Raw genomic sequence first — 22,320 nt, 5'->3', positions numbered from 1 at the left:
ACCTAACCCGCCGGCGGCAGCACGCTCAGCAGTGCCTCCAGGGCGCCCGAGAACGCGTGGTCGGCCGGCGTGCCGTACGCCACGATCAAGCCGTCGCCGGCGCCGTCGGCGCCCGGGTGGCGGAAGCGGCCGAGGCCCTCCAGGGCCAGGCCGCGCCAGGCCGCCGCGCGCAGGGTGGCGGCCTCGGTGCCGGGCGGGAGGGCGAGGACGGCGTGCAGGCCGGCGGCGATGCCGGTGACGGCGATGTGGGGGGCGTGCGCGGCGAGGGCGGCGACGAGCCGGTCGCGGCGGCGCCGGTAGCGCAGCCGCATGGCGCGTACGTGCCGGTCGTAGGCGCCGCAGTCGATGAACTCGGCGAGGGTGAGCTGCTCCAGCTGGCCCGTCGTCCACTCCCCCGTGCGCCGCAGCAGCACCACCTCCGGCACGAGGTGTTCGGGCAGCACCATCCACGACAGGCGCAGGCCGGGGGCGAGGGCCTTGCTGGAGGTGCCGCAGTAGACGACGTGTTCGGGGGCGAGTCCCTGGAGGGCGCCGACGGGCTGGCGGTCGTAGCGGAACTCGCCGTCGTAGTCGTCCTCCACGACCAGCCCGCCGGTGCGGGTGGCCCAGTCGACGACGGCGGTACGGCGGTCGGGATGCAGGACGCCGCCGGTGGGGAACTGGTGGGCGGGGCTGAGCAGGACGGCGCCCACGCCCTTGCGGTCCCGGCCCGCCAGCCCGGCCACGACCGCGCCGCGGTCGTCGACGGGCAGGGGGCGGGTGCGCAGGCCGGCCCGTTCGAGGGCGTCGCGGTGGAAGTCGAGGCCGTACGCCTCCACGCCCACCTCGCGGGCGCCCCGCGCGTGCAGGACGCGGCCGAGGACGGCCAGGCCCTGGGTGAAGCCGGCGCTGACGACGATGCGCCCGGGGTCGGTGCGCACGCCGCGGGCCCGGGCGAGGTAGCCGGCGAGGGCGGCGCGCAGTTCGGGGCGGCCCTGCCCGTCCCCGTAGCCGAGGGCCTCGTTGGGGGCAGCGGCCAGGGCGCGGCGGGCGGCGGCGAGCCACTCGGTGCGGGGGAAGGCGGAGACGTCGGCGGTACCGGGCCGCAGGTCGTACGTGGGCGCCACCGGGGGCCGCAGCGGCGGCACGGTGCGCCGCACACCCGTCGTACGGGGCGCCGCGGCGGGCCGCGGGGCGACCCGGGTGCCGGAGCCGCGCCGGGCGGTGAGCCAGCCCTCGGCGACGAGCTCGGCGTACGCCTCGGCGACGGTGTTGCGGGCCAGGGCGAGGTCGGCGGCGAGCGTACGGGAGGAGGGCAGGCGGGTGCCGGGGGCCAGCCGGCCGGAGCGCACGGCGTCGCGCAGCGCGCGCACGAGGCGGGCGCGCACGCCGCCCGGGCCGCTCAGCTCCAGGTCCAGGTGGAGGTCACCGCCGGTGCCGGCACCCGCGGAATTGGCCCACGATCCGTCCATGGAAATGGACCATACCTCCGGTCCACTTCCGGACTACGGTCGACCCCATGACCACGACGACCCCCCACCGCATCGATTTCCACGCCCTCGTCCCGAACGTCTGGCAGGCCATGCTCGGCCTGGAGCGCGCCTCCCGCGAGGGCCTGGACCACTCCCTCCTCGAACTCGTCAAGATCCGCGCCTCGCAGCTCAACCGCTGCGCCTTCTGCCTCGACATGCACACCAAGGACGCCCGCAAGGCGGGCGAGAGCGAGGAGCGCATCTTCCTGCTCAGCGCCTGGGAGGAGGCCGACGGCTACTACACCGAGAAGGAACGCGCCGCCCTCGCCCTGACCGAGGCCGTGACCGTCCTGACCGACGGCTTCGTCCCGGACGAGGTCTACGAGCGGGCGGCGCAGCACTTCCCGGACGAGGAACTGGCCCGGCTGCTGGCGGCGATCGTCACGATCAACGCGTGGAACCGCATCGCCGTCACGACCCGCAAGCAGCCGGGCACCTACCAGCCGTAACACGCCTGCACGAGCCGCCCCGTTGGGGTGAAACCCACACGGAGCGAGGCTCGGGCCCGAAGTCGCCGCCCACGATGGGACCATGTTCCGTCCCCCACCCCGGGTGCCGCGCCGGCGCGTGCTGCGCGACGTGCTGCTGACCGGTATCGGCCTGGCGAGCGCGGGGTTCGCCGTGTGGCTGTACGCCGGGCACCTCCAGGACGCCGAGCGCCTGATCGCCGTCCCCGGTCTCCTCGTCTCCGTCGCCTCGCTGGCCGTGGCCCTCGCCGACTACTTCCGTCCCGAGGAGGCGCCGGGCGACCCCGCCTCCATCGCGGACGACCTCGCCGGCACGGTCCGCGACCAGTGGTCGGAGGAGGCCACGGCGCGGAGCCTGCGCGATCCGCGGGTGCTGCCCCTGAGCTGGCGGGCCAGTGCGCGGGCGGTCTCGGACACGCCGGAGCGGGTCACCGGCAGCACCACGGCGGGCACCATCCTGCGGCTGCGGCTCGACGGCCGGCTCGACGGAAGGTTCGACGCGGCCACGGCGCAACTGGCCGAGGGGTACGCCAGGGTGCCCAGCGGCCGGCTCGTGGTCCTCGGCGAACCGGGCGCCGGCAAGACCGTGCTGGCCATCCTGCTCACCCTCGGCCTGCTGCGGGCCCGCAGCGACGGCGGCCCGGTGCCGGTGCTGCTGGCCGCCTCGTCCTGGGACCCGGTGCGCGAGCGGCTCGACGACTGGATCGTGCAGGCCCTGGCCGCCTCGTACTACAGCGGTCGCGAGGAGATGCCGCGCACGCTGCTGGAACGCGGACTGCTGCTGCCCATCCTCGACGGCCTGGACGAGATCCCCGAGTCCGCCCGCCGCAGCGCGATCCGGTCGATCAACCGCGCCCTGGGCGGCGACCGGCCGATCGTGGTCACCTGCCGCTCGGCCGAGTACGAGGACGTGATCGAGGGCGGCGCGCCGGTACTGCGGCGGGCGCCGGTGGTCGAGGTCGAGCCCGTCGGCGTCGAGGACGTCATCGCCTACCTGTCGGACGTCGACTGGCCGGCCGGCACGGACTGGACCCCGGTCTTCGCCCACCTGCGGCAGAACGACACGGCGGACAGCGCCGTCACCGCGGCCCTGTCCACGCCGCTGATGGTCTCGCTGACCCGCCTCGTCTACCAGCGGGGCGGCGGCGCCCCGCGCGACCTTCTCGACGGCGAGCGCTTCGACTGCCGGCACGCCGTCGAGGACTACGTCCTGGGGCGCGTGATCGACGCGGCGTACGAGCCGGAGCGGCTGCCGTCGGGCGAGCCGGCCGCCGACACCGAACCCCGCTGGGACGCCGACCGCGCGAGGCGCTGGCTCACCTTCCTCGCCGAGTACCTCCACCGGCACCGCGAACGGGACCTCGCGTGGTGGCTGATGAGCCAGCGACTGCTGTCGCCCTGGGTGGCGCCGGGGATCGGCATCGGGATCGGTGCGGTGCTGATGGTGGGGGCGCTGGCGTGGGCGGCGGCCTTCGGTTCCCACGTGGCCCTGAAGGGAGCCCTGCTGTTCGGTGCCGCGATCGGCGGCGGATTCGCGGTGGTGGCCACCATCATCTGGTACGCGACGGCAGGCCGCCCGCCGGGCCGGTTGTCGCTCGCGGTCCGGGGCTCCCTGGGACGGCTGCGCCGGGGCTTCGCCACTGGCGCGGCACTTGTCGCGGTGCCGACCGTGCCGTTCCTGGTGGGACTGTGGGTGTTCCTCTCACTCGACGGCGACTGGCCGCTCGCCCACACCGAGTTGTTCGTCATGGCCGTCACCGCCAGCCTGACGCTGGCCACCGCGCTCGGACTGGCCATGGCCGTGCACCACTGGCTCGACGCACCGCCCAGCCGCTCGGCCAAGGCCAGCCCCCCGGCCTTCGTACGGCTCGACCGCCGGTCCTCGATGATCGGCGCGCTGGCCGCGGGCACCGTGGCCGGCGCGACGACGCTCCTCGCCCTGGTGGTGGGGATGGCCCTCGGCCTGCTGGGCGTGCAGTTCACGACCCACTGGTCCGCCTGGCCCGGCCGACCGTCGCCCTGGTACCTCACCGGGAAGAGCTACGACGACATCATGTCCGAACTGCCGAAGGAGGGCGGAAGCTCGATCGTGTTCGGGCTGGCCTTCGTCCTGCCCGGCCTGGTCGTCTTTCTGCTGATCCTGCTCAGCAGGGCCTGGATGCGCTTCCTGATCGCCCGGGCGGTGCTGGCGTTGCGGGGGTGTCTGCCGTGGCACCTGATGGCCTTTCTGTCCGACGCGCGAGCGCGGGGGCTGCTCCGGCAGTCGGGGGGCACCTACCAGTTCCGCCACATCCGGCTGCAGGAACAGCTCGCCGGTCGGGTCGGCGACGGGGCGCCCACCACACCCTCGGCCTCACCGACGCGTCGACGGGTGCTGGTGGGAGCGGCGGCTACGGCCGCCGGGGGCGTCCTCGTGGGCGTCACGAAGGCGCTGCCGGCGGACGAATCGCTGGCAGTGATCACCAGTGACGTCATCGACGCCCCGCGGGACCTGGGCCTCACCCAGTCCCTGCGTTTCGGACATGACAGCCAGACCCTCGCCATCGGGACGGAGCATGGAGTCGTCGGCCTGTGCACATGGGCGCAGGCGCAGGGCCGCACCATCGCCACCGTGGGCGGGCGATACTCCGTACTCGACGTTGCGCCGACCGCGGATAACCACGGAATCGGGGCCGTCCTCACCGACTACAAAACCGGTCAGCAACGGGTCGTCCACTGGGACCTCCCTGTGGGCCGTGCACCGCACCAGCTCGGTTCCTGGAACGGACCCGGCGCCATCAGCGGTGACGGGCGGTTCCTCGCCGTCACCGGGACCAATGACACGACCATGATCTGGGATGCGGTCGAGCGCAGCTGGTCCGACGGTCCCTCCCTCGCGAATGCCCCGTATTCGACGCTCAGCCGCGACGGGCGCTACCTCGCCGTGGCCGCCGAGGACGGGTCGGAGATCATCCTGTGGGACACCGGGACCCGGCGCATCGTCGATCGGACACGCGTGCCCGGCGCTCCCACCGGCCGTCTGTGGGTCGGCGAGAACGCAACGGTCGGCGCCGAGCTGAACCCGACCGAAGCCGGCTATCCGTCCGTCCTGCTGTGGAACGGCGTCACGGGCCGCACCCGTATCGTCCGGCGGGCCGCCGAGGCAGTGTTCAGCAGCGACGGCAAAGTGATGGCGTACACAGCCCGGGATGACCACAAAGCGATCGCAGTGGTGCACACGGCCAAGGGGGACGACGGCTCCACCTTCGCCTGTCCCGGATTGCTCCAGGCCCTGAGCGACGACGGAGGCGTGCTCGCCATGTCCGACCACGACAGTGGCATTCACCTGTGGAACACGGCCGACGGCACCGCCTTGGGCCGCCCCCTCCTCGGTCACACCGGAGTGATCAGCCGCGTCGCCTTCTCCCGGGACACCCGTCTGCTCGCCACGGCAGGTTCCGACGGAACCGTCCGCGTCTGGCGGGTGCCCCGGGTCACCGATTAGGTGCTCAGCAGTGCGCCATGCCGCCCGGCGGGTCGTGCGGGGTGTCGACGTTGCCGCCCCAGACCCAGACGTCGTCCAGGTACCGGGAGCCGGTCCAGACGCCGCCGGTGTACCAGACGTTGGTGTGGTGCCTGCCGGTGTTCACGTCGTCGCCGCGGGCCCAGCACTCCACGTCGATGTAGGCGCCCCGGCCGGCGACGCCGTAGATGTGGCTGTTGAGCTTGTGGTCGCCGCGGATGTTGCTGCCGACGTCCATGGTGTACCTGCCCGGCACGGCCACGGACGTCCCGCCGGTGGCCGCGGAGGCCGGGGCGGCCGCCGGTCCCGCGACGGACACGAGCGCGGCGGCGAAGGCACCGGCGACGGCTGCTCTGCGGATGACGTTCACGGGCTACCCCCTCGAAGAGGCGAACCGATGGACGAGGAACATGTTTGCGCAATCCGCGCGGATCCCCAAGGGGCAGGAGTGGCCCGGGAATCCCGTACGGAAGTGGCCCACGGGAGCGGGCCCCGCCCGGCATACGGTCGAGCCATGACCACGACTGACCGCGCGGCGGCGTTCCGCGCGCTGCACCACCGCGACCCGCAAGGGCCCGAGGGGCCCCTCGTCCTCCCCGGCCCGTGGGACGCGGCCACCGCCCGCATCTTCGCGGACGCCGGCTTCCGTGCCCTGGCGACGCCGAGCGCGGGGGTCTCGGCTTCGCTCGGGTACGCGGACGGAAGCGCGCCGGCGGACGAGATGTTCGCGGCGGTCGCCCGGATCGTCCGGGCCGTGGCCGCGGACGGCATCGCCGTCTCCGCCGACGTCGAGGACGGCTACGGGCTGCCCGCCCGCGAATTCGTCGACCGGCTGCTCGCCACCGGCGCCGTCGGCTGCAACCTGGAGGACACCGAACGCGGTACGGGGCGGCTCAAGGAGCCGCAGGAGCAGGCCGATTGGCTGGCGGCCGTGCGGGCCGAGGCGGGGGATGCGCTGGTGATCAATGCGCGCGTCGACACGTTTCTGAAGGGCGCGGACGATGTCGAACCTGCGCTGGGGCGCGGGCGGTTGTACGTTGCCGCCGGGGCCGATTGCGTGTACCCCATCCTCGCGCCGGGCGAGGCGCTTGCCGCCCTGGCGGCGGGCCTCGACGCGCCCGTCAACGCCCTCGCCGTGCGCGGCGGGCCCACGCCCCGGGAGCTCGGGGCGCTGGGGGCCGCGCGCGTGACGTTCGGGGGTGGGCTGCACCGGGAGGCGATGGGTGCCGTCGAGGCGATCGCGGGCCGGCTGGGGTCGGCGGGTTAGCCGCCCTGCGGGGCTTTCCCCCACCCCACCCCTTCCCGAAACCGGGGCTCCGCCCCGGACCCCGGGGTGGTGCTGCCGGTGGATCGTGCAGCGCCCCGCCAGGGGCGCGGGGCAGTGTCGATCTGCGGGTGCGTCGGGGCTGTCGCGCAGTTCCCCGCGCCCCTGACGGGGCGGGCCCTACGGCAGCCAGCGCTGCCAGACGTCGCGGTGGCGGTCCACCCAGCGCTTTGCCGCCGTTTCCGGGGAGAGTTTTTCCTCCGCGATCATTTGTGCGACCTCGTTCTGGTCGGACTTCGTCCAGTGGAAGTTGCGCAGGAAGCGTGCCGCGTCGCCGCCCTTCTTCGCGAAGTCGGTGTTGAGGTACTTCTTCAGGGACGTCGTCGGGTAGGCGCAGTCGATCGTCGAGGGGTCGGCCGTGCCCTTCTTCTCGCACTCCTGCGTGTGCGGGGGGAGTTTCACCTCCACCAGCGGAACCTCGTTGAAGAGCCACTGCGGCTCGTACCAGTACGTCAGGAAGGGGCGCTTCTCCTTCGCGAACTGCTTGATCTGCGTGATCTGCGCCGCCTCCGAGCCCGCGAAGACGATCCCGTAGTCCAGCTTGAGGTTCTTCACCAGCGCCTTGTCGTTGGTGACGTAGGACGGCGAGCCGTCCAGGAGCTGGCCCTTGCCGCCGCTTTCGGGGGTGCGCAGGGAAGAGGCGTACTTGTTGAGGTTCTTCCAGTCCAGGACGTCGGGGTGGGCGTCCGCGAAGTACTTGGGCACCCACCAGCCGATGTGGCCGGTCACGCCCAGGTCGCCGCCGTCGGTGACGGTCTTCTTGTCCTTCACGTAGCGCTCGACCTGGTCCGGGTGGCCCCAGTCCTCCAGGATCGCGTCCACGCGGCCCTGGCTGAGCGCGTCCCACGCCGGGACCTCGTCCACCTGGACGGTGTCGACGCGGTAGCCCAGCTCCTTCTCCAGCAAGTACTTGGCAACCGACGCGTTCGCGCGGGCGCCGACCCAGGACTGCACGGAGAGGGTGACGGTCTTCGCACCCGCCGCGTTCGCGTACGGGGACGCCTGCTTGGTCATGTCGGCGGCGCCGCAGCCGGTGGCCGTGGCCAGGGCGGCCACGGTCGCCGCGGCGATCGTCCATCGTGTGCGCTTCATGTCACTGCGCCTCCTTCGCCTTCGTCGGCTGCGTCACCCTGTCCAGCACCAGGCCCAGGCAGGCGATGGCCACACCCGCCGTCAGGCCGGTGGCCAGGTCGCCCTGGGCGAGGCCGAAGACGACGTCGTAGCCGAGCGCGCCGCCGCCCACGAGGGCGCCGATGATCACCACGGACAGGACGAGGACGACGGCCTGGTTCACGGCCAGCAGCAGCTGCGGGCGCGCCAGCGGGAACTGCACCTGGCGCAGCTGCTGCCCGCCCGTCGCGCCGAGCGAGCGCGCCGACTCCAGGGCGCCCGCGTCCACCTGGCGCAGGCCCTGGCCGACGATGCGGACCACCGCCGGCAGCGCGTACACGATCGCGGCCGCGGCCGCCGGGGCCCGGCCGACGCCGAAGAGGGCGACGACGGGGATCAGGTACACGAACTGCGGCATCGTCTGGAAGACGTCCAGGACCGGCCGCAGCCAGCGCTCCACGCGGTCGCTGCGGGCCGCGGCAACGGCCACGGCGAAACCGAGGACCAAGGTGACCGCCACCGCCGCCAGGACCTGGGAGAGGGTGTCCATTGCCGGGTCCCAGCGGCCCAGCACGCCGATCGCCGCCAGGGCGAGGACGGCGGTCAGCGTCGTACGCCACGTACCGATCAGGCGGGCGAGGACAGCGACGAGGATCAGGGCGGCCCACCACGGGAGGGCCTGGAGGGCGTCCCGGAGGGGGTCCACGCACCAGGCGGTGTAGTGGGCGGCGAGGTCCGCAGTGCCGCCGATGCCGGGGATGCCGTTGTAGAGGTGGGTGACCATCCAGTCCTTGGCGGTGTTCACGGGAACCGTGATGTCCACCGTCCAGGATTCCGGCCAGGCCGTGCCGGCGAAGTGGCCGAGAAGTACCGCTGCTGCGGCCAGCGCCGTCCAGGCGACGGTTCGAGCCCGGGTGCGGCCCGGTGGCCGGTTGTGCCCACCCGTTCCGCCCTGCGGAACGCCTGCCCACAACCGGCGGCGGTCGCCGCCCACAGCCCGGTCGAGGACGATTGCCAGGAGGACTATCGGGATGCCTGCTGCCAGGGCGCTGCCCACGTCGACCGTGGAGAGGGCCTGGTAGACGCGGTCACCCAGGCCGTCGGCGCCGATGACGGAGGCGATGACGGCCATGGACAGGGCCATCATGATCGTCTGGTTGACGCCCAGCAGCAGTTCGCGGCGGGCCAGGGGCAGGCGGGCGGTCAGCAGGCGCTGGCGGCCGGTGGCGCCGAGGGAGTCGACGGCTTCGAGGACGCCCTTGTCCGTGCTGCGCAGGCCCAGTGCCGTCAGGCGGGCCATCGGCGGGGCGGCGTAGACGACGGTGGCGAGGACGGCCGGGGCGACGCCGATGCCGAAGACGAGGACGACGGGCAGCAGGTAGGCGAAGGCGGGCAGGGCCTGCATGGTGTCGAGGACCGGGCGCAGGGCGCGGTGGGTGCGGTCCGAGAGGCCGGCGGCCAGGCCCAGGAGGGCGCCGACCACGAGGGACAGGGCGACGGCGACGACCATGAGGGCGAGGGTGCGCATGGTGGGCACCCACATGCCGAGGGCGCCGCACACCGCGAAGGAGGCGAGTGCGGTCAGCCCGGCGCGGCGGCCGGCGAGCCGCCAGGAGAGCAGGGTGGCGGCGGCGGTGACGCCGGCCCAGCCGAGGGCGAGCAGGACGACGTACACCGCCCGTACCGCCGTGATGACGGCGTTGCTGATGTGCCCGAAGAAGTACAGGAACAGCCAGTGGCTGTCGCGGTTGTCGATGATCCAGTCGTTGGTCCGGCCGAGCGCGCCGCTGAAGTCGGCGGTCAGTGCGCCGGGCCAGCTGCCGCTGCCGTAGCGCCAGGCGGCGAGGGCGGCGAAGACGGTCGCCGCGGCTGCCGGCAGCAGCAGGGTGCGCAGGAGGGCGGTTCGTGGTCGGGGGGAAGCCGGGACGGTCACCGGCACGGTACTCACGCCGCGGCCCTCCCGGGGGCCTCCTCGCCGGGTGCGTCGGGTCCGGGCGCGTCGAGTCCGGCCACCACCCCCAGCAGACCTCGGTGGTCGACGACGCCGAGGCAGCGCCTGCCGTCCATGACGCGCGCGGCCGAGCCGGTGCGGGCGACGGCCTCGATGGCGTCGGCCACGGTGGTCTCGGGGCCCACGGCGGGGCCGGTGTCGGCCTCGCCCGGCAGGGCGGCCCGCATGGCGCGGCGTACGGTCAGGACCTGCTCGCGCGGCACGTCGCGGACGAAGTCGCGGACGTAGTCGTCGGCGGGCGAGCCGACGATCTCCTCGGGGGTTCCGCACTGCACGACGCGGCCGCCGCGCATGAGGGCGATGCGGTCGCCGACGCGCAGGGCCTCGCCGAGGTCGTGGGTGATGAAGACCATGGTGCGGCCCTCGTCGCGGTTGAGGCGGACGACCTCGTCCTGCATGTCGCGGCGGATCAGCGGGTCGAGTGCGCTGAACGGCTCGTCGAACAGCAGCACTTCGGGGTCGGCGGCCAGGGCGCGGGCCAGGCCGACGCGCTGCTGCTGGCCGCCGGAGAGCTGGCCGGGGCGGCGGGCCTCCAGGCCCTCCAGGCCGACCTTTCCGACCATCTCGGCGGCCTTGGCGCGGCGTTCGGCCTTGGCCATGCCCTGGATCTCCAGGCCGTAGGCGACGTTGTCGAGGACGCTGCGGTGGGGCAGCAGGCCGAAGTGCTGGAAGACCATGGCGGCGCGGTGCCGGCGCAGGTCGCGCAGGGCGCCCTTGTCCATGCCGCGCACGTCCTCGCCGTCGATGGCGATGGTGCCGCTGGTGGGCTCGATGAGCCGGGTCAGGCAGCGGACGAGGGTGGACTTGCCGGAGCCGGACAGGCCCATGACGACGAAGCATTCGCCGGGGCGGACGTCGAAGGAGACGTCGCGCACGGCCACCGTGCAGCCGGTGCGCTCGCGCAGGGCCTGCGCGTCGAGTTCGGCGAGCGGGCCGCCGGGGACGCGTTCGGCCTTGGGGCCGAAGACCTTCCACAGGTTGCGGACGGAGAAGACGGGCGGTGCGGCCGCCGTGCCGGCGGCGGCCGTGCCCTGCTCGGACGAGGTCACGGGCGCGGAAACGGGCGCGGTCACGGGCGTGGACGCGGGCGCGGAGGCGTTCACCGTGTCACCTCCTTCTCGGGGGCCTGGGCAAGCAGGTCGACGCACTTCTCCCCCACCATCAGCACGCCGATCATCGGGTTGACGGCCGGCATCGTCGGGAAGACGGAGGCGTCGGCGATGCGGATGCCCTCCAGGCCGCGGATGCGCAGCTGCGGGTCGACGACGGCCGTCTCGTCGGTCACCGCGCCCATGCGGCAGGTGCCGGCCGGGTGGTAGACGGTGTGGGCGACCTTGCGGGCGTACTCGCTGATCGCCTCGTCCGTCGTGACGTCCGGGCCGGGGCAGACCTCGCGCTTGAGCCAGCCGGCCAGCGGCTCGGTCCGCGCGATCTCGCGGGCGAGCTTGATGCCGTCGACGAGGGTGCGGGCGTCGTAGTCCTCCTCGTCCGTGAAGTAGCGGAAGTCGAGGGCGGGCTTGACGGAGGGGTCGGCGCTGGTGAGGTAGAGCCGGCCGCGGCTGCGCGGCTTGGGGATGTTGGGGGTCATCGACACGCCGTGCGCGGGCTTCTCGTAGCCCAGGCGCTCGGGGTTGTCGGTGAAGGGGATCTGGTAGAAGTGGAACATCAGGTCCGGGCCGTTCGCGGCCGGGTCCCGCCGGACGAACAGGCCCGCGTCGGAGTCCATCGCGGAGTTCTCGGGGATCGGGCCGTCGGTCTCCCAGACGATGACCGACTCGGGGTGGTCGAGCAGGTTCTCGCCGACGCCCGGCAGGTCGTGGACGACGGGTATGCCCAGCGCCTCCAGGTCTGCCTTGGGGCCTATGCCGGAGAGCATCAGCAGCCGGGGGGTGTCGACGGCGCCGGCGCACACCAGCACCTCGCGCGCCGCCTCGACGTACACCTCCTCGCCGTCCTTGGTGCGCACGTGCACGCCCTTGGCGCGGGTGCCCTCCAGCTCCAGCCGGTACGCCCAGGTCTCCAGCATCAGGTGGAGGTTGGGGCGGTCGAGGAAGGGGTGGAGGTAGGCGACGGAGGCGGAGGAGCGCTTGTTGTTCTCCGGGTGGTAGGCGAGGTCGAAGAAGCCGACGCCCTCGTGGAAGGGCTTGCGGTTGAAGCCCTCGATACGGGGGACGTCCGCGGCCTTGCCGGCGGCCTCGACGAAGTCGCGGGCGATGGCGTTGCGGTCCTTCTCGTCCACGGGGACGATGTTGTTGCGCAGCCGGGCGAAGTAGGGGTCCATGGACTCCGCGTCCCAGCCCTCGGCGCCGGCCTCGGCCCACTCGTTCCAGTCGCCGGGCAGCGGCTTGAAGGAGATGAGGGTGTTGTGCGAGGAGCAGCCGCCGAGCACGCGGGCGCGGCTGTGCCGGATGTGGCTGTTGCCGCGGGGCTGTTCGACGGTGGGGTAGTCGTAGTCGAGGTCGCCGCCGAGCAGGCCGAGCCAGCGGCGCAGGGTCAGGACGTCCTCGCGGTCGACGTCGGAGGGGCCGCCCTCGATGACGGCGACGGTGACGTCGGGGTCCTCGGTGAGGCGGGAGGCGATGACGGAGCCGGCGGTGCCGCCGCCGATGACGACGTAGTCGTAAACGGGCATGGGGGGGTGAACTCCTTGTCCTGCGTACGGGTACGGGGGTGGCAGGCCCTCTAGCCCGCGAACCAGCGCACCGGCTTGGGGGCGAGGTTCTGGTAGACGTGCTTGGCCTCGCGGTACTCCGCCAGACCCGCCGGCCCCAGCTCGCGGCCGGTGCCGGAGCGGCCGAAGCCGCCCCACTCCGCCTGCGGCAGGTAGGGGTGGTAGTCGTTGATCCACACGGTGCCGTGCCGCATCCGGCCGGCCACGCGCCGCGCGCGGCCCGCGTCCGCGGTCCACACGGCGCCCGCCAGCCCGTACTCGGTGTCGTTGGCCAGGGCCACGGCCTCGTCCTCGGTGTGGAAGGTCTCCACGGTGAGGATCGGGCCGAAGGTCTCCTCGCGTACCACCGTCATTGCTCCGTGGCACAGGTCGAGGACCGTCGGGGAGTAGAAGTAGCCGCCCTCGGGGCGCACGTCGCTCGGCTCGGGGCGGCGGCCGCCGCAGCGCAGCACGGCGCCCTCGGCGAGGGCGGAGGCGACGTACGCCTCGACCTTGGCGAGCTGCTGGGCGGAGACCAGCGGGCCGCACTCGACGCCCTTCTCGGTGCCGCGGCCGAGCCTGATCTTCTCGGCGCGGCGGGCGAGTTCGGCGACGAAGCGCTCGCGCACCGACTCCTCGATGATGAGGCGGGCGCCGGCCGAGCAGACCTGGCCGCTGTGGATGAAGGCGGCGTTGAGGGCCTGGTCGACGGCGGTGTCGAAGCCCTCGTCGGTGGCGCAGGCGTCGGCGAAGACGACGTTGGGGTTCTTGCCGCCGAGTTCGAGGGCGACCTTCTTGACGGTCGGGGCCGCGGCCCGGGCGACCTTGACGCCGCTGGCGAGGCCGCCGGTGAAGGAGACCAGGTCCACGTCGGGGTGCTCGGCCAGGCGGGCGCCCACGGGGTCGCCGGCACCCGTGACCAGGTTGGCGACACCGTCCGGCAGGCCGGCCTCGGCGAGCAGGCGCACCAGGTGCACGGTCGACAGCGGGGTGACCTCGCTGGGCTTGATCACGAAGGTGTTGCCCGCGGCCAGCGCCGGGGCGATCTTCCAACTCGCCTGCAGCAGCGGGTAGTTCCACGGGGTGATGAGCGCGCACACGCCGACGGGCTCGTGCACGACGACGCTGTGCACCTCGTCGGAGCCGGCGTCGACGACGCGGCCGCCGCCCTCGTTCACGACGAGGTCGGCGAAGTAGCGGAAGGCGGCCGTGACGTCGTCGACGTCGACGCGCCCCTCCTCCAGGGTCTTGCCGGTGTCCCGGCTCTCGACCAGCGCGATCTCCTCCCGGTCGCGCTGCAGCAGGTCCGCGACGCGACGCAGCAGGGCGGCCCGCTCGGCGACCGGGGTGCGCGGCCAGACGCCGGCGCCGCCGTCGAACGCCCGGGCCGCCGCGGCCACGGCGGCGTCGGTGTCGTCCACGCCGCCCTCGGCGACGACGGCGAGCGTCGTGGCGTCGGCCGGGTCGAGCACCTCCCGCCGTGCGCCGGACGCGGCGGAGCGCCACACCCCGTCGACGTGGATGGTCTCGGTTGACGACATGACTGCTTCACTGCCTTCCGGTGGAAAACGGATCCCGTCACCGGCCCGGCCCCGTGGGGTAAGGCCGGGACGGCAACGGGACGCCCCTAACCAGAAGCCCACGGGCTATGCCGTTTCTTCGACAAAGAGTGACCCGAGTCACTCGGGATCACGGGTTTGCAGCTCAGGAGCCGGAAGCGCAGTGATGCGCCGCACAAGTCGCAGCACAAGTCACACAAAAGGCCCGCTGCCGGCCCCGTCGGGGGTCGGCGGCGGGCCGGTGCGCAGGGTCACGTCGTGCAGTGGCCCGTCGGGCAGAAGGAGTCCACCAGCGCCCGGTACACGGAGCGCACCGCCGAGCGGTCGCTGTCCGGGCCGGCGCTGAGCAGGGCGTACTGGTTGCCGTCGGGCGCGCGGTAGGCGCGCATGACGACGTAGCGCGTGGTGGAGTCGGGCTGGACGTAGGTGTACTCCAGCTCCGCCGGGTCGCCCGGGCCCACGACATGGCTCAGGCTGCTCTTGCGGTAGCCGCTGTAGCCCGAGATGTACGTCTCGGACTCCGCCAGCGAGTCGTACGGCGTGGCCCGCTGCGGGTCGAAGGGGAAGACCTGCAGGAGCCGGGTGCCGCCGGGCGAGGTGTAGAAGACGCTGGTCTTCTGCTGGCTGCGCAGCCAGCCGGTGGGCACGTCCAGGCGGTAGCCGGACGGGTCCGCCGTGCGGACGAAACCGGCCGGGGCCCCGGGGCCGGACGTGGCCGACGAGCCGAAGATGCCGGAGGTGGGCGTGGGGTACGGGTTGTAGGTGTAGCCGCCCGACGTGCCGCCGTAGGTGCCACCGTAGGTGTACGACGGCGACGGGCTCGGCCACGGGCTCGCGCTGGGCGTGACGAGGTTCGTGCTGCCGCCCTTGTCGTCGTCACCGTTGTGGACGAGCGCCCAGATGCCGGTGCCGATGCCGCCGGCCAGCACCACCCCGGCCAGCGCGCCCGCCAGCACCGAGGCGCGCGAGGCGCCGGAGGGCGGCTCGTCGCCGGGGTCGTGCGACGGCGCCGTACCGTCGGAGGGCCGGCTGACCCACTTCTGCTGATCGGCGTCCCAGAAGGAACTCATGTGCCTCGCCGCCTCACGCCACTAAGCGGCTGATCGCCTCGACGACGGCGGCCAGCGACGCCAGGCCGCCGACCGCCGTGGCGCCGCTGGTCAGGAGCGTGCGCAGGCGGGCGAGCCGGCTGCGCCCCGTCCGCCCGGCGACCTCCGCCTCCCGCTGCACGGCCGCCAGTTCCGCGTCGACCTCGTCGAGGCCGTCACCGGCGGTGCGCTGCTGCACCGCGAGTTCCTCGCGCATCCGCGCGACGGCGGCCAGCAGTTCGGGCGTGGCCGTCACCAGCTGCCGCGAGGCGTCCGTGGCCTGGGCCTCGCGGCCCTGCGCCAGGGCGCCGCCCGACATCGCCCCGACGGCCATCCCCCCGTTTCCCGGCGGCGGCACGGGCGCCGCACCGCCGGCCGGCGGTGCCTCCGGCTGGCCCACGCGCTCGGAGCGGTCCTCCGCCTTGGCGCGCTCGCCCTGGGCGACCGCGCCGCCGCTGATCGATCCGATGGAGATGCCCCCGCCGCCCGTGCGGCCGGTGCCCTCGGCCTCGTCCTTGTCGTCCCTCGTCATCGTCCCCCGCTTCCCGCGAGGTGCTTGGCCTCGGCACCGGCGCCCTGGGCGACGGCGCCGCCGCTCATCGCACCGATGTAGATGCCGCCCTCGCTGATCTGCACGATCTGCTGCTCGAACTGGTCGGTCTCGTAGCCCTGGGAGCGCAGCGCCGCCCGGACCCCGCTGGCGATGCGGTCGGTGACCGTCTTCACGTAGCGGCTGACGTCCATCTCCTGGAACAGGGAGACGTCCGGGGCCGCCGCGAGCTCGCGCACCGAGGTCGCCGGTCCGTCCGGCGCCGCCCGCCGGGGGTCGGCCAGCCAGGTACGGAAGCCGGAGACGGCCGAGCGCGCGGTGGACACCAGGGAGGCGAAGCCGGCGGCGGGCGCCGTCAGGAACGCCCGTACGCCGTCGCGCAGCAGGTCGTCGTCGCCGCGCGCGGCGATCACGTCGACCGCCCGGAACTCCGGCCGCACCGGCGTCAGCACGTGCGGCACCACCTCCAGGACGAGCATGCCGCCCTGGGTGTGCACGCGGACCAGGACCGAGACGACGACCTGCTCGTCCCACGCGCCGATGCGCACCCGCAGGAAGTAGCGGCGCGCCTCGCCGCCCTCGTTGACCGCCTCGGCCAGGTGCCGTTGCACCGTGTGCTCGTCGTAGGAGACGGCGGGCCGCTGCGGGCCGACGGGCAGGTAGACGAACTCGTCGATCTCCAGCTCCCGCAGCCGGTCCCGGCTGGTCTCGGCGGCGGCCTGGCGCAGGCCCTCCAGCCGGGGCCGGATCAGCTCCACGACGGTGCGGCCGGTGAACGGCGGCACCGGGCCGCCATTGACCCCGGGCGCGCCCTTCTTGCGGGTGAGCTCCATCGCGAAGGACCAGGGCTCGTACGGCCGGCCCATCCCGATGAACGGCCGCGAGGGGTCGTAGATCGTCAGGCCCGCGTACTGCTCGCGGTCGATGGCCCGGGCGATCCTGCGGTGGTACGCGGACTCCGGGAAGGCCCTGGGCACCGTGGCGAAGGACTGCCGGCTCAGCTCCGAGCGCATCACGGCCGCGACCCGCGTCCGGTGCGCCCACACGGGCACCACCAGCAGCAGCGGGAAGACGATCGCCGCCCAGTTCTGGGCGCCCTGGGCCAGCGCCCAGAAGGCGGCGACCCAGTAGGCGAGGGTCATCAGCGGCACGCCCACCGGCAGCAGGGCGCGCAGGGCGCGGTTGGCGCCGCTGCCGATGAGGGCCTGGCGCAGGGTCCGCTTGTCCACGACGTACGCGGCGGAGCCGCGGCCGGCGGCGGCGTGGGCGCCCCAGTGGATCAGACAGACCAGGGCGTAGGCGCCCGACCAGATCGGGAAGGCGGGGCCCTCGGCGACGGGAGCGCCGGTGAGGGGGTCGACTCCCTGGGAGGACGGGGACGCCGTGGAGAGGTCGACGGCGAAGAAGGCCACCCACAGGGCCAGCAGGAACAGGGCGGTCAGGGTGTCCTGGCCGCGGGCGCGCAGTGCGTGGGTGAGCACCGGCACCACGTCCACGCCCAGCGAGGGGGCCGTGGGTCTTTCTTCATGCTCCACCAGCTCTTCGATGACGCGGCGGCGGAACTCGATGTCGAGGTACGTCCCCGCGCAGAGTAACCGGGTGGCCTCTGTCGGGGACTCCTGGGCGGATTGACTCATTTCGATCCCCCGATCCGTCGAACTTCACTTCGAACAAAGTGAGTTGACGCATTTTCGGAAGAACCCAGAATAAGCCAGAAGGCCCGCCCCCGCCCCCGTCGGGAGGCGATTGGCGGGCCGGAAACCGGCCTCGTACGGGTGACCATGAGACACCCGTACGAGGTCGGTCGGGGCAGACCAGGCGAAATTCGGTCAGATGAGGCCGAGCTCGCGAACGGCGTCGCGCTCCTCCACCAGCTCCTGCACCGAGGCGTCGATGCGGGTGCGGGAGAACTCGTTGATCTCCAGGCCCTGGACGATCTCGTAGGTGCCGTTCTTCACGACGACCGGGAAGGAGGAGATCAGGCCCTCGGGCACGCCGTAGGAGCCGTCCGACGGGATGGCCATCGAGGTCCAGTCGCCCGCGGCGGTGCCGTTGACCCAGGTGTGCACGTGGTCGATGGCGGCGTTCGCCGCGGAGGCCGCCGAGGAGGCGCCACGGGCCTCGATGATCGCCGCACCGCGCTTGGCCACGGTCGGGATGAAGGTGTCGGCGAGCCACTGCTCGTCGTTCACGACCTCGGCCGCGTTCTTGCCGGCGATCTCGGCGTGGAAGATGTCCGGGTACTGCGTGGCGGAGTGGTTGCCCCAGATCGTCAGCTTCTTGATCTCGGAGACGCCCACGCCGGCCTTCTTCGCCAGCTGCGACAGCGCGCGGTTGTGGTCCAGACGGGTCATCGCGGTGAAGCGCTCGCGCGGCACGTCCGGCGCGGCGGCCTGGGCGATCAGGGCGTTGGTGTTGGCCGGGTTGCCGACGACCAGGACCTTGATGTCGTCCGCGGCGTGGTCGTTGATGGCCTTGCCCTGCGGCTTGAAGATGCCGCCGTTGGCCTCCAGCAGGTCACCGCGCTCCATGCCCTTGGTACGGGGACGGGCGCCGACCAGCAGCGCGACGTTGGCGCCGTCGAACGCCACGTTCGCGTCGTCGGTGATCTCGATGTTGCGCAGCAGCGGGAAGGCGCAGTCGTCGAGCTCCATGGCGGTGCCCTCGGCGGCCTTCAGACCCTGCGGGATCTCCAGCAGGCGCAGGTTCACGGGCACGTCCGCGCCGAGGAGCTGACCGGAGGCGATGCGGAAGAGCAGCGCGTAGCCGATCTGACCGGCGGCGCCGGTGACGGTGACATTGACGGGAGTGCGGGTCATGGCGGTCTCCTGCGAACTGGCTGGTGGGTGTCCCTGCCCAAGGTGTGCGGATCTCTCTCGGTATCAAGAGATCCGGCGTCAGGCTATCCGACCGCGCCCGCCCCGCACCCCCGACCCGGTGTGCAACACCTCACCGTCCTTGCGGACGGTTCGCGGACCACGGTGCCGCACCGGCGCCGCCGGGCCTGTCCGGCGCCCCGTAGGGGCGCGGGGAACTGCGCGATCAGCCACCGACGGCCTGCAGCGGGCGAAGCACGGCATCCCGCCTGCGGGCGCGTCGTGGCTTGTCGCGCAGTTCCCCGCGCCCCTGCGGGGCTAGCCCAGTGGGCCCAGGGCGCTCTGCGCCGCGAGGCGTTTCGTGCAGCCCGTGCGGCCCGAGACCAGGGCTGCGCACGCCGACGCCTGCCGGGAGTCGGACACGGCGACCATGCGCGTGTGGCCGTCCGCACCCCGGTCGACCCGCCCGCTCTCCGTGCCCCCGGCGCTCCCCGCGGACGTTATCCGCAGCGTGTCCCCCGGGCCGGCCTGCGTGATGCGCGCCCAGGCCGCCCCGCAGACCTCGCTGTAGCGGACCTCCAGGTACGCCGCGCCGACCGTCACCGAGCCGGCCGTCGTGGCGTGCCGGCCGCCGCAGCCCATGCTCTCCGGGTCCTTGCCGGCGCAGTCCGCCCCGGTGCACCGCACGCCGGAGGGCAGCGACGGCGCGACGGACACGCTGGGCGTGGCGGCGGCGCCGGGCGCCGTCCTGCCCTTGTCGTCCGCGCCGACCAGCAGGACGACCGCGGCGACGACGAACAGCGCCCCCACGGCGCCCACGGCGAACAGCACCGCGTTGCGGCGGCGGGTGGGCGGCGGGGCGGCCGCGGGCGGGCCGAACCGGCCGGGGGGCGGGGGCGCTTGCGCCTGCGGTGGCTCCGACGGGCCCGCTTCCTCCTTGGGCTTCCGCGACCGCTTCGGCTTGCGCTGCTTCCGTACGGGAATGGCCTTGTCCCGCACGTCGGCGGCGCCCGGCGTCCGCGGCAGCCCGAGGTCGGTGCCGTCCGGGCCCTCCCCCAGGCCCTCGCCGTGCAGCGCGGCCGTACGGGGCGCGGCCGCGGCGCCGTTCGCGGGCGGCGTGCCGAAGCCGGCCAGGGCCGCGCGCGCCTCGGCGACCCGGATCGCCTCCATCGTCACGTCGTGCCGCAGCTCCGAGCGGCTCCAGGCCCGCTCGGCCAGCTCCCACAGCGTGCCCAGGTGCCCGACATCGGTGCCGGTGGCCTCCGCGAGGGCCTCGGCCGCGCCGCGCGGCGGCAGCAGCCTGCCGTTCAGGTAGCGCTCCCAGGACGTCTTGCTGTACCCGGTGCGGTCGGCGACGGCGGCGATGCTCAGCCCGCTGCGCTCGACGAGTCTGCGCAGCTGTTCGGCGAACTCGCGCACCTGCGGATCGAGTTCGTCCGGTAGCGCCCTCCAACGTGGCATTGCCCTCCCCTGTCCCCCGGTGGCGTACGGCGGTCTCCCGTCGCCCTTCCACGGCCTGGTTCCGGCTACCCATGGGGATGCCTCGGATCAGCATGTCAGTTCCCGGGGACCCGGCGCACGAGAGCATTCGGGGTTGATCCACGCGGTGGGGCGCGCGCCCCCGGCGCACGCCCGGGCATGCGGCGTGCGCGCCGCCTGTCACCGTTCGGTGACACGTCCGGGCACCCTTGCTACGAAAGGGCGACCTCGTACCGGAACGGTCACGCGCGTGCCACAGCGGCACCGCCGACCTTGCTCCGGCTTGTCGCGATCATGATCCTCGAAGGGTGGCCGGTGGCCGGTCCTCCCACGGGGGTGGAGGACCGGCCATCGGCACTCCGACACCCTCTTCCTACCCATTTGCCACGCTTCCCACGCGACGACTTCAGGCCGCGTCGCCTCAGACGCGGCCGAAGCACTCCTGCCGGCCGCCCGCCGCCGGCACCAGGCAGACCTCGGCCCGGTTCGGGTCCCCGGTGACCGTCATCGGCGTCGACACGTACGTCTCCGTCTCCCGCCGGCTCGCGGCCGTGACCGCCTTCGTCCCCGCACCCGGCAGCCGCAGCTCGACCCGGTCGCCCAGGTGCAGGCCCATGGCCCGCGCCCACACCGCCCCGCAGCGCTCGGCGTAGCGGATCTCCAGGCGCTGACCGTCGCTCGCCCGTTGCTTGAGCAGCGTGACCACCATGCCCTGGGCGCCGCACCCCATGTCGTAGGCGTTCGCACCGTCGCACCCCTGCCCCCTGCACCCCGGCTCGGAGAGCTGCTCGGCCGCCGCGCTGCGGGAATCCCGTACCTCCGCGTCCTGCCCGGTGCCGGACAGCAGCACCGGCAGCAGCACGACGGCGGCGACGAGGGCACCGGCGCCCGACAGCACGTACACCCGCTTCGGGCGGGTCCTGGTGGGGGCTTCCGCACGCACCTGCCGCAGCGCCGGCTCCCGGCCCGGCTCCCGCGCCGTCTCCCGCGCCGGCGGTGCGGAACCGGCGCGGCCGCTCCAGGCCGTCTCCGCCAGCTGCCACAGCGCCAGCAGCCGCTCCGGCGGTTCGCCCGCCAGCCGGCACAGGGCCTCCACCGCCTGCCGCGGCGGCAGTTGCCTGCCCTTGAGGCAGCGCTCCCAGGACGACTTGCTGTACGAGGTGCGCTGCCCCAGCGCGGCCAGGCTCAGCCCCGTACGGTCCTTCAGCTCCCGCAACCCGGCCGCCAGCCGCTCGCACTCCGCCGGGAGGGGCGCCCCGCCGCTCACCGGCGCAGCTCCTCCCAGGTGTCCGGCCCCACGATGCCGTCGACGACCAGGCCGCGGTCCTTCTGGAAGCGCTGGGCGGCGGCCTTCGAGCGCTCCCCGTAGGAGCCGTCCGTGATCCCCGGGTCGTAACCGTGGTACCGCAGCAGGCACTGCGCCTCCAGCACCTCCCAGCCCGAACTCTTCAGGTCCATCAGCGTGGTGTGCGTCGAGCTGTAACCGGCGCGCAGTTCACCGCCCTTCTTCTCCACGTCGCACGGGCGGGAGCGGCCCTGCACGAAGACGAACGGGGCCGGGGTGTCACCACCCGACGACGGCGGCCCGTCGTCCTCCTCCCACGGACGGGTGAGCAGCAGCACCGAGACCAGGGCGACGGCCAGCACGACCACGGCACCGACGAGGACGGCCGTCCACCGCCCGGCGCGGTGCCCGGCGGGCGCCGGCCCGGGGCCGGCATCGACGGGCGGCGCCCCCTGCGCGTCCTGCGCGTCCTGCGCGTCCGGCTCCTTCTTCTCCTTCTCCTGCCTCTCCTGCGCCCAGCTCTGCTCGGCCACTTCGTGCAGCACCAGCAGCCGCGGGACGTCGGCGCCGCACAACCGGGCGAGCTGCTCCACGGCCTCGCGCGGTGGCAGCGCCCTGCCGTTGAGGTACCGCTCCCAGGACGAACGGCTGTACGACGTCTTGGCCGCGAGCGAGGACAGGCTGAGCCCGCTGTGGTCCTTGAGTCTTCTGAGCTGCACGACCAGCCGGCTCACGCTCTCGTCGAGCGAGCCGGGCAGCTCCGTCCAACGCGTCATGTTCCACCCCATACGCGCACGCGTTCCCCCGGAGGCGAGATGCCTCCGTGCGCACATGATGGCGAGCCGCAGCCCCCGGTTCCCGCGCCTGCGGGCAGGCGGCACGGTTTCCGGTCACGCGGGCGAGCCGCCCGGCGTCCCGCGGCGGCGTCCTGGGACGCGGCGTCCCCCCAGGTCAGCGGCAGGGACGTC

At 73.5% G+C, this 22,320-nt stretch carries 17 protein-coding genes; 3 read left to right on the top strand and 14 right to left on the bottom strand.

The window, feature by feature from the left end:
* Window positions 1-2: 2 nt before the first annotated feature.
* Window positions 3-1,451, bottom strand: a complete 1,449-nt coding sequence (gene pdxR / locus ABD361_RS01505; RefSeq protein ID WP_344432737.1) for a MocR-like pyridoxine biosynthesis transcription factor PdxR — start codon at window positions 1,449-1,451, stop codon at window positions 3-5.
* Between the two features lie 47 nt (window positions 1,452-1,498).
* Here pdxR and ABD361_RS01500 point away from each other — a divergent pair, with 47 nt between their 5' ends.
* Both ABD361_RS01500 and ABD361_RS01495 read left to right on the top strand, forming a co-directional pair.
* Entirely contained in the window at window positions 1,499-1,960 is a 462-nt protein-coding gene (locus ABD361_RS01500; protein WP_344432736.1) for a carboxymuconolactone decarboxylase family protein, read from the top strand.
* An 82-nt stretch (window positions 1,961-2,042) separates the two neighbouring features.
* On the top strand, window positions 2,043-5,462 hold the full coding sequence (locus tag ABD361_RS01495; protein WP_344432735.1) for a hypothetical protein: 3,420 nt from the start codon (window positions 2,043-2,045) through the stop codon (window positions 5,460-5,462).
* Window positions 5,463-5,466: 4 nt separating this feature from the next.
* Here the strand turns inward: ABD361_RS01495 and ABD361_RS01490 are convergent, their stop codons facing one another.
* Window positions 5,467-5,850, bottom strand: a complete 384-nt coding sequence (locus tag ABD361_RS01490) for a hypothetical protein (protein WP_344432734.1) — start codon at window positions 5,848-5,850, stop codon at window positions 5,467-5,469.
* A gap of 144 nt (window positions 5,851-5,994) precedes the next feature.
* Here ABD361_RS01490 and ABD361_RS01485 point away from each other — a divergent pair, with 144 nt between their 5' ends.
* Window positions 5,995-6,747, top strand: a complete 753-nt coding sequence (locus ABD361_RS01485; protein ID WP_344432733.1) for an isocitrate lyase/PEP mutase family protein — start codon at window positions 5,995-5,997, stop codon at window positions 6,745-6,747.
* A gap of 177 nt (window positions 6,748-6,924) precedes the next feature.
* Here the strand turns inward: ABD361_RS01485 and ABD361_RS01480 are convergent, their stop codons facing one another.
* The 12 genes from ABD361_RS01480 to ABD361_RS01425 all read right to left on the bottom strand — a co-directional run bounded on the left by ABD361_RS01480 (window position 6,925) and on the right by ABD361_RS01425 (window position 22,128).
* A complete protein-coding gene (locus tag ABD361_RS01480; protein ID WP_344432732.1) occupies window positions 6,925-7,896 on the bottom strand; it encodes an ABC transporter substrate-binding protein in 972 nt (323 codons plus the stop codon).
* A gap of 1 nt (window position 7,897) precedes the next feature.
* A complete protein-coding gene (locus ABD361_RS01475) occupies window positions 7,898-9,862 on the bottom strand; it encodes an ABC transporter permease (protein WP_344432731.1) in 1,965 nt (654 codons plus the stop codon).
* Window positions 9,859-10,974 carry a quaternary amine ABC transporter ATP-binding protein gene (locus ABD361_RS01470; RefSeq protein ID WP_344432878.1) on the bottom strand — a complete coding sequence of 372 codons (1,116 nt, stop codon included), beginning with the start codon at window positions 10,972-10,974 and terminating at the stop codon, window positions 9,859-9,861. The genes ABD361_RS01475 and ABD361_RS01470 overlap by 4 nt, the downstream gene beginning before the upstream one ends.
* A 50-nt stretch (window positions 10,975-11,024) precedes the next feature.
* Window positions 11,025-12,557 carry a GMC family oxidoreductase gene (locus tag ABD361_RS01465; RefSeq protein WP_344432730.1) on the bottom strand — a complete coding sequence of 511 codons (1,533 nt, stop codon included), beginning with the start codon at window positions 12,555-12,557 and terminating at the stop codon, window positions 11,025-11,027.
* Window positions 12,558-12,607: 50 nt separating this feature from the next.
* On the bottom strand, window positions 12,608-14,116 hold the full coding sequence (locus ABD361_RS01460; RefSeq protein ID WP_344432729.1) for an aldehyde dehydrogenase family protein: 1,509 nt from the start codon (window positions 14,114-14,116) through the stop codon (window positions 12,608-12,610).
* A 269-nt stretch (window positions 14,117-14,385) separates the two neighbouring features.
* Window positions 14,386-15,204: a hypothetical protein gene (locus ABD361_RS01455; RefSeq protein ID WP_344432728.1), complete on the bottom strand. Its 819-nt coding sequence runs from the start codon at window positions 15,202-15,204 to the stop codon at window positions 14,386-14,388.
* A 13-nt stretch (window positions 15,205-15,217) separates the two neighbouring features.
* Window positions 15,218-15,754 (bottom strand): hypothetical protein, encoded by a 537-nt coding sequence (locus ABD361_RS01450; RefSeq protein WP_344432727.1) that lies wholly within the window; start codon window positions 15,752-15,754, stop codon window positions 15,218-15,220.
* Window positions 15,751-17,409, bottom strand: a complete 1,659-nt coding sequence (locus ABD361_RS01445; RefSeq protein ID WP_344432726.1) for a hypothetical protein — start codon at window positions 17,407-17,409, stop codon at window positions 15,751-15,753. The genes ABD361_RS01450 and ABD361_RS01445 overlap by 4 nt, the downstream gene beginning before the upstream one ends.
* A 192-nt stretch (window positions 17,410-17,601) precedes the next feature.
* Window positions 17,602-18,591, bottom strand: a complete 990-nt coding sequence (locus tag ABD361_RS01440; RefSeq protein ID WP_344432725.1) for a malate dehydrogenase — start codon at window positions 18,589-18,591, stop codon at window positions 17,602-17,604.
* 315 nt (window positions 18,592-18,906) lie between these two features.
* Window positions 18,907-20,049 carry a helix-turn-helix domain-containing protein gene (locus ABD361_RS01435; RefSeq protein WP_344432724.1) on the bottom strand — a complete coding sequence of 381 codons (1,143 nt, stop codon included), beginning with the start codon at window positions 20,047-20,049 and terminating at the stop codon, window positions 18,907-18,909.
* Window positions 20,050-20,488: 439 nt separating this feature from the next.
* A complete protein-coding gene (locus tag ABD361_RS01430; protein ID WP_344432723.1) occupies window positions 20,489-21,334 on the bottom strand; it encodes a helix-turn-helix domain-containing protein in 846 nt (281 codons plus the stop codon).
* Window positions 21,331-22,128 (bottom strand): helix-turn-helix domain-containing protein, encoded by a 798-nt coding sequence (locus tag ABD361_RS01425; protein WP_344432722.1) that lies wholly within the window; start codon window positions 22,126-22,128, stop codon window positions 21,331-21,333. The genes ABD361_RS01430 and ABD361_RS01425 overlap by 4 nt, the downstream gene beginning before the upstream one ends.
* Between the last annotated feature and the right edge of the window lie 192 nt (window positions 22,129-22,320).

It is taken from the genome of Streptomyces luteosporeus (assembly GCF_039532865.1).
Classification (GTDB): domain Bacteria; phylum Actinomycetota; class Actinomycetes; order Streptomycetales; family Streptomycetaceae; genus Streptomyces; species Streptomyces luteosporeus.
The sequence above is the reverse complement of the archived record's forward strand: the minus strand, read 5'-3'. Positions and strand labels throughout refer to the sequence as shown.